The following is a 14220-nucleotide window of genomic DNA, read 5'->3' as shown; positions in this document are numbered from 1 at the left end:
TCCCTCGACCCGCCGACTGAACGTCAGGTTTTCCCCCAGCCGCCGTCCGATGTCCGGAGATTTCCCGGCGGCCTAGGGACCAGAGCATGTCGCCAAACGACCTGCCGACCTCCGAGCGCTTGTTGCTGGCGCCCGAGGCGGCCAAGCTTTTGCGCATATCCGAACGCACCCTAGCCAAGCACCGGTGCTACGGCACCGGCCCGGTCTATCGCAAGAACGGCGGGCGCATCGTCTACACCTTGGCCGACTTGGAGGCTTGGTCTCGTCGCGGCGAGCGGCGCTCGACCAGCGACGAAGCGGCGGTGACGACGCCGCCGGCCAAGGCGCACGCGGCCCTGGCTCCGGCCTATGTACGGCGGTTCGGCGATGTTTGAGCGACCGCCTCCCAGCCTCACCCGCGTCGAACTCCTGTTCCTGAAGGAGCGCATCGAACGCTGGATCCGCTTTGGCCGACCCGTCGGCGAGCAGGTTCATGACCGCCGCCGCCGCACCGTCCTGTTTGCGCCGGGCGCGGTCTTTGCCTTCGTGCGTTGGCGGGCGGGAGACTATGGGACAGTCGATTCCCGCATCGCCATCCTGCGGGCGGTGGTGCAAGGGCAGCCATTCACGACCTATCCGGAAGTCTCGCCCGGTGCGGAAATCCTGCTCGATCTGGCGAGCTGGTCAAAGGTCCAGGCCGTGCTCGAAGCGATCGACGGCGTGGAGCGAGCCGGCGTTCGGCCAGAGCAGGCCGCGCCCGACTATTGGCGCCATGTCGGCGCAAGGATTGGCGCGGGCCTGCCGCCGCGCGTCTATTCCCGCCGCCGTCATCGCGCATGGCTGCTGCGCCAGCTGTTGTCATGAGCGCCCGATCGAAACTTGGTCTCGCCGTTTGGGCGGGCGCGGGATGCGTCTTGATGCTTCTGGCCAGTCGCGAAACCATCGCGCCTCGCCTGCTGTTCAACACGACGGCGAGTGCGCCGATCGGCTTCTACACTTTGCATCCTGGCGCGCCGCGCGTTGGCGAATGGGTTGCGATCAAGCCACCAGCCCGCCTGGCATTTTGGATGGCGCGGCGTCACTACCTTCCCGCCAACGTCCCGCTTCTCAAGCGAGTCGCGGCGCGTCACGGGCAGGAGGTTTGCGGGCGCTCCGACGGCTTGTGGATCGACGGTCAGATGGTCGCCCGCATGCGCCGGACAGATCGGTGGGGCAGGGGGCTACCGGCCTATTCGGGGTGCCATCGTCTGACCGCCGCCGAGGTCCTGATCGTCAATCGGAACGCCGCCGACAGCCTGGACAGCCGCTACTTCGGGCCGTTGCCGGTACGCGGGATCATCGGTCGCGCACGGCCCCTCTGGACGTGGGATGCGCGGCCGTGAAGCGACTTTCCAGCCTTTCCTTGTTCGGTCGGTTTGCCGGTCCTTTCCTCGTCCCGGTCGAGATTTTGTCAGCGGTCGCGCGCGGCCGGGGTCAAGGGAGGCCGCCAGGCCGGCGCGTCTCGCGCCTCGCCCTTGACGCCGGCAAGCACGGCCGCACGATCGATGCGACCGCGAAGAACGGAAGACCTTTGCGCGGAACGTGCGCGGTGGTTGCTCTGGTTGCGCTCCTGGGCGGGTCTGCGTTGAAAGCTCCGGCCTTCGCGCAATCCGCAGCGGGGTTCTCCAATGGTCGGGTGGAGGCCCGCGGTGAGATCGCCCAGGCCGTATCAGAGGCGGCGCTTCGGTTTGGTCTTCCTGAGACCTGGATCTATGCGGTGATGCGCCAGGAAAGCGGCGGCAGACCTGACGCGAGATCGCCAAAAGGCGCGATGGGCTTGCTGCAGGTGATGCCGGCCACTTGGCGCGAAATGTCCCTTGAGCTCGGGCTTGGCGACGACCCCTTTGACGTGCGCGCCAATGTTCTGGCCGGGTCAGCTTATCTTCGCCGCATGTATGATCGGTTCGGCGCGCCAGGTTTGCTTGGGGCCTATAACGCCGGACCGCAGCGTTACGCGAACCATCTGGCGGGCACGCAAACCCTGCCACGCGAGACCCAGATCTACATTCAGCGTGTGGCTCCCTTGCTCGAGCAACCGATGCCCATGACACGCCCGGTCACTAACGTGGACCCAAGGGCCGCCGGTCTGTTCGTGGCTCCGAGTGCTACAGGCGACGCGTCGATCAAGGACCAGACAGAGCGCGCGGGTATGGGCGGGTTGTGGCCATGAGGGCGTTTCGGGTCGCGATCAGGGTTGGACGGGCTGGCGGTAGGAACGAGGTCGGGGAGAACTGTAAGCGTCCGGCCGCTGCACGTCGGTCAGGTGTTGACGTGATTTCCGCGCTTCCAGGCCCAGGGCAGCAGCTCGTCGAGGCGGTTGACGGGGTGCCCATCGACCATGCGCTCCAGCACATCACGCAGGTAGGCGAAGGGCTCGACGCCGTTCATCTTGGCGGTCTCGATCAGCGAACCGACCACGGCCCAGCGGTCGCCGCCGCCGTCCGAACCGGCGAACAGGTGGTTCTTGCGGCCCAAGGCAATGGGCCGGATCGCGCGCTCGACGGGGTTGTTGTCCAGGTCGATGCGGCCATCGGTGAGGAACAGGCTGAGGGCGTCCCAGCGGCCCAGGGCGTAGCGAATGGCCTCGGCCAGAGCGCCGCGCGGCGGCACGCGGGTGAGCTGACGTTCGAACCAGGCGTGCAGGGCATCGACCAGCGGACGGGAAGACTCCTGACGCGCCGCCCGCCGCAGCGCCGCCGACTGGCCGCGCACCTGGGCTTCGATGGCGTAGAGCTCGCCGATCCGGCGCAACGCCTCGACGGCCACGGGCGCCTTGGTGGACTCGGCGATCTCATAGAACTTGCGCCGAGTGTGCGCCCAACAGGCCGCCAGCTTGACGTCCCCGGACGCCGTCAGCGGTTCGAAGCCGGCATAGCCATCGACCTGGAGAACGCCCTTGAACCGGCCCAGATGGGCGGCCGGGCGCTCGCCCTTTCGGTCCGGCGCATAGACATAGACCGTGCCCGGCGGCTCGGGTCCGCCCCACGGCCGATCATCACGGGTGTAGGCCCAGAGGCGTCCGGTCTTGGTCCGACCCCGACCAGGATCCAGCACCGGGATCGGCGTGTCGTCGGCGAACAGATGGCCGCTGGCGAACAGGTTTTCGGCCAGCCTGTCGTGCAGGGCTTGCAGCCACCAACACGCCCCGCCGACCCAACCAGCCAGCGTCGAGCGCTCCAGATCCACGCCATGCCGAGCGAAGATTTTGGACTGCCGATAGAGCGGGGTGTGGTCGCAGTACTTGCTGACCAGCACCTGGGCCAGCAGCGCCGGCGTGGCCAGGCCGCCATCGATCGGCCGCTCCGGCGCCGGCGCCTGGACCACCGTGGCGCAGGCCCGGCAGGCGTACTTGGGGCGCACGATCCGGATCACCCGCATCTGCGCCGGGACCCAGTCCAGCATCTCGCTGACGCTCTCGCCGATGCTGTGCAGGGCGCCGCCGCAGGCGCAGACCGGGCTGTCGATGTCGATCAACCGGTCTTCGCGCGGCAGATGGTCGGGGAGCGGTTTGCGCTTGGGCTGAGCCTTCGCGGGCGTCGGCAGGATGTCGGGCCGGCGCGCTTCGGCGGCGGCCAGATCGGTCTCCACATCCTCCAGGGCCAGCGCCAGTTGATCGGCGTCCAGGCGCTCGGAACGGCGGCCAAACTGGGCGCGCTGGAGCTGCTTGATGATGGCTTTGAGCCGCTCGATCTCGCTGTCCCGCTCACCGACGAAGCCGGCCATTTCGCGCACCAACTGGTGCAGCAAGGCCGTGTCGGTAGGCAGGTTTTCCAGATCCAGCCGCATGCCCGATTCTACTATTTTCGGACTCCGCGACCAAGCATTTTCCCCTTATTTGGCAGGGGTTTTGGCGTGGCTTCAGCCGGCGATGGCGGGCCTCCAGGTGCGCTCTGGGAACCGCCAGTCGATGCCTTCGATCAGCATGGCGAGCTGGGCGGGCGTGAGCACCACGCAGCCGCCCGGCGTGGTGATATGGGGCCAGATGAAGCGCCCGCGTTGCAGCCGCTTGGTGAACAGGCACAGGCCCGTTCCGTCCCAGTAGAGCAGCTTGATGGTGTCGGCCTTTCGTCCCCGGAAGGCGAACAGGTGGCCCGAGAACGGGTCTTCCTTCAGCAGGTCTTGCACCAGCATCGACAGGCCGTCGAAGCCCTTGCGCATGTCGGTCTGACCCAGCGCCAGATGCACCTTCACGCCGGAGGGGATGATCATCATCGGGCCGCCTCCCGCTGGGCCACGTACCGCCGGACCTCGTCCGGATCGCTCCCGGGCGGCGCGAAGACCCGGCGTCCGTCGCCAAGATCGACGGCCACCGCGCCCTCGGGAATGGGCAGTGGGATGCCCGCCGTGGGAGTCTGGCCCGCCGCTTTGAGACCATCGCCGACCAGCCGAACGCGAGCCAGCCGGGCGCGCTCGTCCTGGCCAAGGCCCATCTGGGCGCGCCACCGGAACACCATGCTGGTGACCACGCCGTGCTTCCTGGCCACCGCGCTGACCGTGGCTCCGGGCGCTTCCGTCTCGGCGACGATGGCGCGCCTTTGCGCGTCGCTGAACGTCCGTCGGCTACTCCGACCGTCACCGTCGCGGATGGTCCTGGTCACGTCCGTCAAGCCGGATTCCGGCGTCCGGGCCTTAGCACTAGTGCTTCGTCTGGGACCCACATACGGGCGGGCGCTGGGATGAACGAGCTCTCGCCAATCGATCCCAAGGGGGTCTTCGTCCAGGCGTTGACGCCACTGACGCAGCGACGAGGTCGTCAGTCGATGGGCGCTGGCGTACTCCGCAGCGCTCAGTCCGCTCCACAGTTGGGCCTCGACGTGCATGGCCCAGAACGCCTGCACGGCCCTGTTGCGGACCTCGCTGGTGGAACGTCGCGGCGGCGGCTTTCGCTTGCTCGAAGGCTTGTGCTGCAAGGCGTCGGCGTCACCGATCTTCTTCAGCCAGCTGCTGAAGACGCCGGGCTGGAGCCGGTGCTCGCCGCAGTATGCCGCGCGCGACAGACCGCTCAGCCGCCACGCTTCGATGTGGACCGCCCAATAGGTCCGCAGTCCTCGGTTTTGGTAGCGCTTCGACGCCACGGCCGACCTCCCTCGATCATCAGGAGCCCGACATGGTTCGTCTCATGGAAGGAGAACAAGAGTGCAACAACCGAACGCAAACGGAGAACTCAGGTCTAGGGCAAGATAAAAGGACAGGGACCTTTTGGTCCCATGTCATTGATGGTGTTGAAGAATTTCCGGAACCCAAGAGAGGGGGCAGGTTCCTCGTCGCGCCATTTTCCCAATGCGCTCAAGGGCTTGGCCGGGACCTTTCCGCCAGGGCGGGCTCATGAGGCGCGAGAATGACTTTCGGCCACGAGTCGGCCGCCCCCGCGACCAAGCCGCCGGCGCGGGCGCCAAGGCCCGCGGATTTGTCGGGGAGGTTCTGACCGCAGCCCGTCGATCGGGACTTGGCGCGCTCGACATGGGCGCCAGGGGACGGTCGGGACGGTTTGGACGCGGGGCCTCGACATCACGAGGGCGCTTGGCGTCCCGACGGGTCGTCATCAAGGCGCGCATCATCCAGCACAAGGGGTCTCGCTATCGGGCAGCTCCGATGAAGATGCACCTCAGCTATCTTCGCCGGCAGGGCGCAACGCGCGATGGCGAACGAGCGGAGATGTTCGATCGCGACGGCGTGGCGGATCACGAGGCTTTCGCCCGGCGCTGCGACGACGATCGCCACCATTTCCGCTTCATCATCTCACCCGACGACGCGGTGCAACTCTCAGACCTGCGCACCACCACGCAGGGCATTATGGAGCGGGCCGAGCAGGCGCTGGGCACGCGGCTGGACTGGGTCGCGGTCGATCACTGGAACACCGACAATCCCCACGTCCATGTCCTTGTTCGTGGCGTTGCCGATGATGGCCGCGACTTGGTCATCAACCCCCACTTCATCAAGCACGGCTTTCGGGAAATCGCGGAGGCCTTGGTGTCGCTGGAGCTTGGTCCCAGAACCGAGGCCGAGATCAAGGCAAGCCTCGATCGAGAGATGACCGCCGACCGCTGGACCCAACTGGATCGCCGACTAGGAGAACTGACAGACGAGCGCGGTGGCGTTGATCTGCGCCCCGGTCGGGCAGGCGTGGGGAGTGTCGACCCGCGCCTGGTCGGGCGCGCTCAATATCTGGAGCGCCTGGGTTTAGCGCGCGTCGAGGAGCCTGGCCGCTGGGGTTTGGTCGAAGATCTGGAACCACAGCTTCGCGGCTTGGCCGAACGCGGCGATATCATCAAGACGCTTCACGCGACGCTAAGCGGGAAGGGCCGCGATCTGAACGCTGTCGTGATTCAGGGGCGTGAACTCGGCTCGCCGATCTTCGGCAAGCTGGCGGATCGAGGCCTGCACGATGAGCTCACCGGCCAAGCCTACGTCGTCGTCGACGCGATCGACGGACGAAGCCACCATATCCGGTTCGGCGACCTATCGCACACCGGCGACACCCCGATCGGCGGCCTTGTCGAGGTGCGCTCGCGAGTCTTGGACGACGGCGCCACTCGGCTTGAACTTCTGCACCGCTCCGACCTGGATCTAGCCGCCCAGGTCAAAGCGTCAGGGGCGACTTGGCTCGATCGGCAGATGGTCTCTCGCGAGCCTCATGCGCTCGCTCAAGCCGGGTTTGGCCAGGAGGTGCGAACGGCGCTCGACGAGCGGCGGGCCCATCTGGAGCGCATCGGTCTGGCCAGCCGGCCAGACAGCGCGTGGAGGCCCGTCGGCAATCTGATCGCCACGCTTCGGGGAAGAGAACTGGAACGGGTCGCCGCCAACCTCCGAGCGGAGACGGGGGCGGCCTACATCGAGGCTAGCAAGGGCGACATGGTCGCAGGGCTCTATAGCCGACGGTTGGATTTGGTTTCGGGTCGTTTCGCCATGATCGAGGACGGCCTTGGGTTCCAGCTGGTCCCGTGGACCCGATCGCTTGACGCTTATCTTGGCCAGGAGGTGAGGGGGACGGTTACGCCCAGCGGCGGGATGGACTGGTCGCTGGGAAAAAAGCGCGGGCTTGGACTTTGAAGGTGCAAGCAAATGAACGGTCAGAAAATACTCTGGGGCCAGATCCTGCTGATCGGCGCCTTGGCGCTCGCGGGCGTCTGGGGCGCCACGCAATGGACGGCGTGGCAGTTGGCCTATCAGCCCGGTCTGGGACCACCTTGGCTACGGCTAGGCGCCTTGCCGATCTATCCGCCGCCAGCCTTCTTCGTGTGGTGGTTCATCTACGACGCCTACGCGCCCTCGGTGTTTCTGCGCGGAGGGTTCATCGCAGCCTCTGGTGCGCTGCTTGGCGTCGCGGTCGCCATTACGATGTCGATTTGGCGCGCTCGCGAAGCCAAGAAAGTGACGACGTACGGCTCGGCGCGCTGGGCTGAGTTCGCCGATATCAAATCGGCTGGCCTGCTCGGCGATACCGGTGTGATGTTGGGCCGGCACGGCGACCACTACCTTCGCCACGACGGTCCAGAACACGTGCTGTGCTTTGCTCCTACACGCAGCGGCAAGGGCGTGGGCTTGGTCGTGCCGAGCTTGTTGGTGTGGCCCGGTTCCACTGTCGTTCACGACATCAAGGGCGAGAATTGGCAACTCACGGCCGGCGCCCGCGCGAAGTTCGGGCACGTCCTGCGGTTCGATCCCACCGACGCCAGCAGCAACGCGTATAATCCGCTTTTGGAAGTGCGACGCGGCCCGACCGAAGTGAGGGACGTGCAAAATATCGCCGACATTCTGGTGGACCCGGAGGGCGCCCTGGAGCGTCGAAGCCATTGGGAGAAAACCTCCCACAGTCTTTTGGTCGGCGTCATCTTGCACGTGCTCTATGCCGAGGCCGACAAGACGTTGGCTGGCGTGGCCAACTTCCTGGCCGATCCCTCGCGCCCAATCGAGACAACGCTACGCGCGATGATGACGACGCGCCACCTTGGCGAAAGCGTCCACCCCGTGGTGGCCAGCTCGGCGCGCGAGCTCCTCAACAAGAGCGACAACGAGCGCAGCGGGGTGCTCTCCACGGCCATGAGCTTCTTGGGCTTGTACCGAGATCCTGTCGTCGCGGCGGTGACGTCCCGTTGTGATTGGCGCATCGGCGACCTCGTCGGGTCCGACAAGCCGGTCAGCCTTTACCTCGTGGTGCCGCCCTCGGATATCAGCCGAACCAAGCCTCTGATCCGCCTCGTGCTCAATCAGATCGGCCGACGACTTACCGAAGGCCTCGAGGCTGCGCGGACCCGCCGGCCGCTGCTGCTGATGCTTGACGAGTTCCCGGCCCTGGGGCGGCTGGACTTCTTTGAGGCGTCGCTGGCCTTCATGGCCGGATACCGCATCAAGGCCTTCCTTATAGCCCAAAGTTTGAACCAAATTGAGCGGGCGTACGGGCCCAATCACTCGATCCTCGACAACTGCCACGTGCGGGTGGCGTTCGCGACAAATGACGAACGAACCGCGCGCCGGATTAGCGACACGCTCGGTACTGCAACGGAGATGAGAGCCATGGCCAACTACGCGGGCCATCGCCTGTCACCGTGGCTCGGCCACCTAATGGTCTCCCGCCAGGAGACGGCGCGTCAATTGCTGACGCCGGGTGAAGTGATGCAGCTTCCGGCGCATGAAGCGGTCGTGTTGGTGGCGGGGGCTCCGCCAATCCGGGCCACCAAAATCCGCTACTATGCAGACGCACGTTTGGCGGATCGTGTGTGTGTGTTTGACGCCAAGGCGGGCGTGCCGCGGTCACCCATCGCCGAAGACTGGACGGCAGCCACTGTGGAAAACGGCGTGCCGCCGGTTATTTCGCGCTCGGCCCAATTGGATGAAGGCGGTCTCAAACGGGAGCCCGAACTCGACGTCGTTGAGGCGGCGCCGGCGACACTTGATGATGAACTCGAAATTGTCGGCGACGGTGAAGGCGATGAGGAGCAGCAGGGAAGGGAGCTGCAGCGTCGATTCACAGGCACGGCGCGCCAGGCGGCCATGGACCGCGATGACGGCATACCGCTCGGTGACGACGCATGAAGATCCCCACGAAGGTCTTCCTGACCAGCGACACCATAAAAGTGCTGGATGAAAGAGCCCGGCGTACACGCCGGCAGAAATCGGAGATCGTGCGGGCAGCGCTGGAGGCTTACCTCTCGCCCGATGGCGCAGAAGCCGGTGAAGCGGCGCTCTTCCGACGGCTTGATCGAATGTCACGGCAATTGGATCGGCTAGAGCGGGACGTGACCATCGCCAACGAGGCAATCGGACTGTTCGTGAAAACCTGGTTGAAGGTCACGCCAGCGATGTCTTCGGTTGAAGATCGGGCCGCAAGCGCAAAGGGGCAGGAGCGCTATGCGGCGTTTATCGACTTGCTATCGCGTCGGATTTCAGAGGGGCGACTCTTGCGAGGCGAGGTCTTGTCCGACGTGGCGGCAGAGCGGATTTGACCCCGCGCCGAAGTTGGGAAGGTTCGCTTCCTAGCGGTGGCCGTTTTTCGCTAAGGCGCAGACCTGACTCTCAGGCGACCTTGGGAAGGTCCGCTATTCGGCTGCTACATTCACCATTCGCCCCGACCTTCCGACATGGTCGCAAAGCGTCCTGCCGAGTAGCCGCCCGCAAACTGTACCAATGGGCCAGACCCGGTAGGATTGTTCCCGCGCCGCGCCGCGCCGCCGCCGTGCCTGGAGTCGCAGATGATTGACATCAATGAGATGCGCAAACCGATGCTGGCGATGGGCCTGCCGCGGATCAACGAGGCCTATACCCTCTACTACGACGAGACCAACAACATCCGGCGTCTGCACATCCGATCCGACGGCCTGAACGTCAAGGATCTGAAAGTTTTCGTCTTGGGTGGCGTCGTCCATCGGGGCGACCCACGCGAGCTTAGTCTGGCCGCCCTGACGACGGAGCTGCGTCTGCAGCCGTCGATCAAAGAGATGAAGTTCAAGCACCTGGCCGACGGCGATCTTCTCGACGCGCTCGACACCCGAAAGATCGAGATCTTCCTCGACTGGCTGCTGGCGCAGGATCTGGAGGTCCACTTCTTCGCATTGGACCCGCTCTACTGGTCGGTCGTAGACGTCATCGACTCGATCTTGGCCGAGCACCGTGAGCCCCGTCTGTCGGCTGCGCACCAGAACCTGAAGAACGACCTCTACGGCTTGCTGCGCCTGAACCCGGACCACACCATCGACCTCTTCCAGCGCTATGACTATCCGGACGTCGGCGCCGCGCGCCGTCCGGCCTTCGTCGCCGAACTCCTTGACTTGCTTGAGCAGCATGAGGACGCATTTCCCCATTTCAGCTACTACATGCTCAAGGGGACCCTGCAGATCGCCAGGGGGCTGGAACGCCTGCCGTTCCTCGAGGACGAGACCCCCAATGTCCTGATCGACCGCTTCGGCATGTTCTTCCTGCAGCGCCTGTGTCTGTTTAAAAACGCCCGCCACATCCTCGACGTGGAGCCCGCGATCCGCGACGAGTTGGCCCGTCACACCTTGGTCGACGCCGGCAAACCTTTCGAGAACTTCGGCTTCGCGGAGTCGCACGAGGAGCCGGGCGTGCAGATCTCCGATGTCGTGGTCGGCCTACTGGGGCGCCTTTTCACCTTCGTGGTCGCTCACGATCGGGACGCGCTGGACGTGATCCGCGAGAGCCTGACCGAACGCCAGACGGGCAATCTCGCCAGCCTGTCTAGGCTCCTGGCCAGAAGTCTCGCGGAGACCCCCGCCTTCCTCCACTTCACCCTGAGCCTGGAGGACCATTACAAGCTTTGGCGCCTCGTCGACGGCCCGAACGCAGTCTCGTAGCGTGGCCCGCCTCTTGGCCAAACGCGCCTTGACGCCGGCCCGGAACACCGCGCCACTGCTCTGGCATTAGTCGCGGAAGGGGAGGTGGACACGCGCCAGCTCATCGACATGTCGGCGCGCCAATTCGAAGTCTACGCGCTCGCCTTGCCCACCGGACCCAACTTCGGCGACTTCACGCCGTTCGCGGGATGGCGCACCCAGGGCTGCGAGGCGGCTGGGCTTGCCATGATGAATCACGAGACCGGCATGTGCCGTGCCCTCGTCCTGCGGCGTCAAGTTGATCACCGCTGGGCTGTGGCCCTCGATCGCCAGGATGTCCCCGACCACCAAACCGCTGTCTTCCTGGTCGGCTCAGAACTTGAGCGCGACACGCCTCCGCTACCCTTGCCGCCGCAGGCCCGGCGGCGGCCGCCATTGTTGCAGGCGGGGCGCTCGACGCCCGGAAAGAACTTCAAGCTTCTGACCACGACGCTGTCGCACTATCCGGCGCTGATGACCGTGGGCGAGGCTTATCTGGCGCTGCCCAAGCCGGACGCCAACTTCGTTCCCGATTTCCAGGGCGCCAATTTCGACGCCAGGCTTTTTGAACTCTACCTCTTGGCAGCGTTCCGCGAGCAGGAAGTTTCCGTGTCCCAAACGGTGGTGTCGCCAGACTTCCATCTCGCCCGCGAGGGCCATGAGGCCTGGGTCGAGGCCGTCACCGCACATGCTCCCGAGTTGTCGCCTCAGGGCCCTACGCGGCCCGTTGCCGCGCCGGAAAACAAGCGGGAACGTCTCCTGGGCGCGCCCGCCGTTCGTTTCGCCAAGACCCTTCGCAGCAAACTTCAGCGCAACTACGAAATCTTGCCCCACGTCCAAGGCAAGCCCTTCGCCCTGGCGCTGGCAGACTTTCACGCACCGTCGTCGCTGGTCTGGAGCCGCGAAGCGCTACCGTCCTATCTCTACGGCGCCTTCGCGCATGTCGAGACGATCGGTGGACGCCGGGTCGGCGTTTCAACGACCGTGTCAACGCTGGAAGGCCCGGACGCCATTCCCGCTGGCCTCTTCCGGGACCCGGCCTTCGCTCACCTCTCGGCGATAATCTTCAGCAACGCAGCGACCTTCAGCAAATTCAACCGCATGGGTCTGCTGGCCGGTTGGGCTCCCAAGGGGCTGCGGATGGTGCGCAAGGGCATCCTGTACGACCGCACGGCAGGTGCGCTGGAGCCGATCGATTTCGAACTCGACGTGCAAAGCCCCGAATACGCGGCCCTCTGGCCCTGGGGCGAGCAGTGGTGTCAGGAGCTTGAGGTTTTCCACAATCCCCTGGCCGACCATCCGATCGCCTTCGACCTCCTGCCTGGGGCAACCCATTGGTTCGAGCGCGACGGTGAGATCGGCTGCGACTCCATATGGGCCAACAGTGTCCTCTCCTCGATGACGACTGTTCTCGTCGAGGAGTGACGTAGCGATCAGCACGGGTCGGTGCGGATTGCACTCGCGCGCGGCAGGGCGCTCAGGCGGCGCTTACGCGGCTGCCTTCGTAGTTCCGCGAGTTGGCGCATCAGCTTCAGAAGCCGGTCCGCGTCTTCAGGGGTTTGATCCCAGAGGGCGCCGATCGACTTCTCCAAAAGTTGCCGTGAGGGATTAGGGGCTGGGGAGGTGCTTCTGTCCTCGGCAAGTCCGAGCGCGGTGCAAATTTGCACGAGATTTGCGCTGGCGGTTTTGAATTCCCCGCGACAAATGCGGCTTACCTGGCTGGGATGAACGCCAGACAGTGAAGCGATTTCAGCATAGGTAACCTCGCGTTCTTTAATCACTTCGCGCAATTGGCGCGCGAGGTTTTCTCTTGATTTAACGCTCAGTTTCATGCAAATTTGCATATATTGACGCGTGCTGATTTGCAAGGAGCTACCGTGGTCGAGATTGCGGAAATCCGGTTCTACCGAGCGAGCGAGAAGCCCTATGGCGTCTTCAGCAATCTCTATCGTCGCGAGATCGAGTTTGAAGGCGATCGCTTCATGACGGCGGAACACGCGTATCAGGCTGGCAAGGCGCGTAAGCCAGAGGTCAAGGCATGGCTCATGGCTGCGCCGTCACCGGCCCTGCTCGCGATGGCCGCGCATGGACTTTATTATTGGGACGTCTCGCCAGGATGGTCGAAGCTCAAGTTCGACCGAATGCGAGGTGTTCTTCGCGCCAAATTTACACAGCACCCCGACCTAGCCGAGCTTCTGCTGTCGACGGGCGAATTGAGGCTCGTGGAGTCTGCGACGGTCGACAGCCCCGTCAATCGCCTCTGGGGGGAAGTCAACGGCGTTGGCGAAAACACGCTTGGCATAATGCTAATGGAACTACGGACCGAGCTTAGGCGCGAGCGGGGCGGTCAAGAAATCCTCGCCGCAGAGTAGCTCAGTCGAAGAGGTCCATTTGAAGATCGAAGGGGGCCATGTCTCCCGAGAGGATTCGCCGAACCATCGATAGATCGTTTCGTGCGAAGAGGCCTCGTGCGCCGGCGTAAGCGCAGTTGGCTGCGGCGAGGCGCTGGCCAGCAACGACGCCACCCATCAGATTGTCCAGCGTCCAGGATTCGTAATCCCGAGCGGTTCGGTCGAGAATCCAATCGATAATCCCAACCGTCACCATATCGCCAGAACCGCAGGTGTCCCTCACGCGCGGCGCGCGTATCGCCTGGCACCAGGCGCTCGCGCCTTGTTGGCGCAGCTCAAGGCCGTCGGCGCCATGAGTGACGATGAGGATCGCGTCAGATCGCAGTTGAGACGCGCCAACGATATCCTCGAGCCGATCAGATGAGTATTTCAGAATCCGGGTCAGGCGCAGCGCCCGCGAAAGCAGATCGATATCATCAATAGCCGAAGGCTCGAAATACACGAGAGCGCCGGCATTGGCCGCTGTCTCCATGGCGTCGATGATCGCCTCGGAGAGGCGATCCGCGTAAAAGACACTGCAACCGTTGATGACGTCGACAGCGTGCTCGACATCTTGAACGTCGATGCTGGTATAGCGCGGCAGCTTCTCTTCCGTTTCGGGGCAGACGAAACTGAACCAATGCTGTCCCGAAACTATGTCGAGTTGCTGAGCCAAGATCGGAGAAGCGATCTCTCGGCGCCGGGCGATGTAGCGCGTATCGGCGCCAGCTGCGTGGAAGGTTTCGACTAATTGGTCGCCGACTTCGTCACAGCCTAAGGCGAGGACTGGGGCCACCGTACGGCTCAGCATCGCCAGAGAGACGAGCACATTGCCGCAAGAACCGCCTAACGCCTCGCTCATCTTGCCGCCGTCGGCATAAAGGCGATCAAGCACGGTGAAGCCTGTGCCGGCGACATCAACCCCGCCGCTGGTTGGCTCGCCTTGGGCTTGAAGAGGCCAACCCTGTTGTTCCATCGCGATCATA

General features: G+C 64.6%; 15 protein-coding genes. 10 read left to right on the top strand and 5 right to left on the bottom strand.

What is annotated here, in order from left to right; all coding sequences use genetic code 11:
• Positions 1-86: 86 nt before the first annotated feature.
• Genes CSW62_RS13185 through CSW62_RS13170 form a run of 4 tightly spaced genes read left to right on the top strand, consistent with a single transcriptional unit; the run spans position 87 to position 2188 of the window.
• Positions 87-374 (top strand): AlpA family transcriptional regulator, encoded by a 288-nt coding sequence (locus CSW62_RS13185; RefSeq protein ID WP_099578463.1) that lies wholly within the window; start codon positions 87-89, stop codon positions 372-374.
• Positions 349-843, top strand: a complete 495-nt coding sequence (locus tag CSW62_RS13180) for a DUF2840 domain-containing protein (protein WP_233206676.1) — start codon at positions 349-351, stop codon at positions 841-843. The genes CSW62_RS13185 and CSW62_RS13180 overlap by 26 nt, the downstream gene beginning before the upstream one ends.
• Before the next feature lie 53 nt (positions 844-896).
• Complete coding sequence (locus tag CSW62_RS13175) at positions 897-1361, top strand: S26 family signal peptidase (RefSeq protein ID WP_233206675.1); 465 nt, start codon at positions 897-899, stop codon at positions 1359-1361.
• Positions 1358-2188, top strand: a complete 831-nt coding sequence (locus tag CSW62_RS13170) for a lytic transglycosylase domain-containing protein (RefSeq protein WP_233206674.1) — start codon at positions 1358-1360, stop codon at positions 2186-2188. The genes CSW62_RS13175 and CSW62_RS13170 overlap by 4 nt, the downstream gene beginning before the upstream one ends.
• 89 nt (positions 2189-2277) lie before the next feature.
• Here CSW62_RS13170 and CSW62_RS13165 read toward each other — a convergent pair whose 3' ends face one another.
• The 3 genes from CSW62_RS13165 to CSW62_RS27245 form a co-directional block, all read right to left on the bottom strand.
• Positions 2278-3804: an IS66 family transposase gene (locus CSW62_RS13165; protein ID WP_099578459.1), complete on the bottom strand. Its 1527-nt coding sequence runs from the start codon at positions 3802-3804 to the stop codon at positions 2278-2280.
• A 72-nt stretch (positions 3805-3876) separates the two neighbouring features.
• The gene (gene tnpB, locus CSW62_RS13160) at positions 3877-4230 is read right to left on the bottom strand and encodes an IS66 family insertion sequence element accessory protein TnpB (RefSeq protein ID WP_062095312.1); all 354 of its coding nucleotides are present in this window, start codon (positions 4228-4230) and stop codon (positions 3877-3879) included.
• Positions 4227-4838 carry a transposase gene (locus tag CSW62_RS27245; protein WP_099578457.1) on the bottom strand — a complete coding sequence of 204 codons (612 nt, stop codon included), beginning with the start codon at positions 4836-4838 and terminating at the stop codon, positions 4227-4229. Before CSW62_RS27245 ends, tnpB begins: the two co-directional genes overlap by 4 nt.
• 772 nt (positions 4839-5610) lie before the next feature.
• On the opposite strand from CSW62_RS27245, the gene CSW62_RS13145 reads away from it, so the two are divergent.
• The 5 genes from CSW62_RS13145 to CSW62_RS13125 all read left to right on the top strand — a co-directional run bounded on the left by CSW62_RS13145 (position 5611) and on the right by CSW62_RS13125 (position 12269).
• Complete coding sequence (locus tag CSW62_RS13145) at positions 5611-7068, top strand: DUF3363 domain-containing protein (protein WP_369827470.1); 1458 nt, start codon at positions 5611-5613, stop codon at positions 7066-7068.
• A gap of 12 nt (positions 7069-7080) precedes the next feature.
• Positions 7081-9051, top strand: coding sequence for a conjugal transfer protein TraG (locus CSW62_RS13140; RefSeq protein ID WP_099578451.1), 1971 nt, complete (start codon positions 7081-7083; stop codon positions 9049-9051).
• A complete protein-coding gene (locus CSW62_RS13135; RefSeq protein WP_099578449.1) occupies positions 9048-9461 on the top strand; it encodes a ribbon-helix-helix protein, CopG family in 414 nt (137 codons plus the stop codon). Before CSW62_RS13140 ends, CSW62_RS13135 begins: the two co-directional genes overlap by 4 nt.
• A 246-nt stretch (positions 9462-9707) precedes the next feature.
• Positions 9708-10826 carry a DUF3800 domain-containing protein gene (locus CSW62_RS13130; protein ID WP_099578447.1) on the top strand — a complete coding sequence of 373 codons (1119 nt, stop codon included), beginning with the start codon at positions 9708-9710 and terminating at the stop codon, positions 10824-10826.
• A gap of 84 nt (positions 10827-10910) precedes the next feature.
• Positions 10911-12269 carry a hypothetical protein gene (locus tag CSW62_RS13125; RefSeq protein ID WP_199170596.1) on the top strand — a complete coding sequence of 453 codons (1359 nt, stop codon included), beginning with the start codon at positions 10911-10913 and terminating at the stop codon, positions 12267-12269.
• Between the two features lie 8 nt (positions 12270-12277).
• On the opposite strand, the gene CSW62_RS13120 is transcribed toward CSW62_RS13125, so the two are convergent.
• Positions 12278-12676, bottom strand: coding sequence for a helix-turn-helix transcriptional regulator (locus CSW62_RS13120; RefSeq protein ID WP_158235433.1), 399 nt, complete (start codon positions 12674-12676; stop codon positions 12278-12280).
• A 45-nt stretch (positions 12677-12721) separates the two neighbouring features.
• On the opposite strand from CSW62_RS13120, the gene CSW62_RS13115 reads away from it, so the two are divergent.
• The gene (locus tag CSW62_RS13115) at positions 12722-13216 is read left to right on the top strand and encodes an NADAR family protein (RefSeq protein WP_199170595.1); all 495 of its coding nucleotides are present in this window, start codon (positions 12722-12724) and stop codon (positions 13214-13216) included.
• A 1-nt stretch (position 13217) separates the two neighbouring features.
• Here CSW62_RS13115 and CSW62_RS13110 read toward each other — a convergent pair whose 3' ends face one another.
• Positions 13218-14219 (bottom strand): PfkB family carbohydrate kinase, encoded by a 1002-nt coding sequence (locus CSW62_RS13110; protein WP_099578442.1) that lies wholly within the window; start codon positions 14217-14219, stop codon positions 13218-13220.
• Position 14220: the final 1 nt, after the last annotated feature.

The sequence above is a fragment of the Caulobacter sp. FWC2 genome (assembly GCF_002742625.1).
In the GTDB taxonomy this organism is placed as follows: Bacteria; Pseudomonadota; Alphaproteobacteria; order Caulobacterales; family Caulobacteraceae; genus Caulobacter.
The sequence above is the reverse complement of the archived record's forward strand: the minus strand, read 5'-3'. Positions and strand labels throughout refer to the sequence as shown.

Coding starts and splice junctions, on each gene's coding strand:
- CSW62_RS27245 (WP_099578457.1), bottom strand. CDS start 4,838: ATGCACGTCGAGGCCCAACTGTGGAGCGGACTGAGCGCTGCGGAGTAC.
- CSW62_RS13120 (WP_158235433.1), bottom strand. CDS start 12,676: ATGAAACTGAGCGTTAAATCAAGAGAAAACCTCGCGCGCCAATTGCGC.
- CSW62_RS13185 (WP_099578463.1), top strand. CDS start 87: ATGTCGCCAAACGACCTGCCGACCTCCGAGCGCTTGTTGCTGGCGCCC.
- CSW62_RS13130 (WP_099578447.1), top strand. CDS start 9,708: ATGATTGACATCAATGAGATGCGCAAACCGATGCTGGCGATGGGCCTG.
- CSW62_RS13110 (WP_099578442.1), bottom strand. CDS start 14,219: ATGATCGCGATGGAACAACAGGGTTGGCCTCTTCAAGCCCAAGGCGAG.
- CSW62_RS13175 (WP_233206675.1), top strand. CDS start 897: ATGCTTCTGGCCAGTCGCGAAACCATCGCGCCTCGCCTGCTGTTCAAC.
- CSW62_RS13135 (WP_099578449.1), top strand. CDS start 9,048: ATGAAGATCCCCACGAAGGTCTTCCTGACCAGCGACACCATAAAAGTG.
- CSW62_RS13180 (WP_233206676.1), top strand. CDS start 349: ATGTACGGCGGTTCGGCGATGTTTGAGCGACCGCCTCCCAGCCTCACC.
- CSW62_RS13140 (WP_099578451.1), top strand. CDS start 7,081: ATGAACGGTCAGAAAATACTCTGGGGCCAGATCCTGCTGATCGGCGCC.
- CSW62_RS13145 (WP_369827470.1), top strand. CDS start 5,611: ATGAAGATGCACCTCAGCTATCTTCGCCGGCAGGGCGCAACGCGCGAT.
- CSW62_RS13165 (WP_099578459.1), bottom strand. CDS start 3,804: ATGCGGCTGGATCTGGAAAACCTGCCTACCGACACGGCCTTGCTGCAC.
- tnpB (WP_062095312.1), bottom strand. CDS start 4,230: ATGATGATCATCCCCTCCGGCGTGAAGGTGCATCTGGCGCTGGGTCAG.